At 44.4% G+C, this 428-nt stretch carries 2 tRNA genes; both read right to left on the reverse strand.

The window, feature by feature from the left end:
* Positions 1–234: 234 nt before the first annotated feature.
* Positions 235–307: transfer RNA gene (locus tag DXB39_RS05535), tRNA-Ala, on the reverse strand.
* A gap of 43 nt (positions 308–350) precedes the next feature.
* Positions 351–424: transfer RNA gene (locus tag DXB39_RS05540), tRNA-Ile, on the reverse strand.
* Positions 425–428 lie beyond the last annotated feature (4 nt).

Genomic DNA, 428 nt, shown 5'->3' on the forward strand with positions numbered 1-428 from the left:
TAGTGCCAAGGCATCCACCCTGCGCTCTTCTTCGCTTGACCTTGTTATGAGCACTTAGTATACACTAATGCTCCCGTCGTATAGCGTTACGACGCTTGTGTTTGTTGATTCTTTTGAATCGGTTTGTTTCTCGGATGTCTTGATATCTTAGGTCTATCATTTCTAAAATGATAGTCTTATCATCAATTCTGTATGAAGTTTTCAAGGTACGTTATGGATACTTCCGTATCCGAATGGAGATGGAGAGATTCGAACTCTTGACCCCCTGCTTGCAAGGCAGGTGCTCTCCCAACTGAGCTACACCCCCATATAGGATGATTCCTATTTAATTATAGACTCTTTCGAATCAATGGGCTTAAGTGGACTCGAACCACCGACCTCACGCTTATCAGGCGTGCGCTCTAACCAGCTGAGCTATAAGCCCTCAT

The organism is Roseburia sp. OM03-7AC, from assembly GCF_003462625.1.
Taxonomy (GTDB): Bacteria; Bacillota; Clostridia; order Lachnospirales; family Lachnospiraceae; genus Roseburia_C; species Roseburia_C amylophila.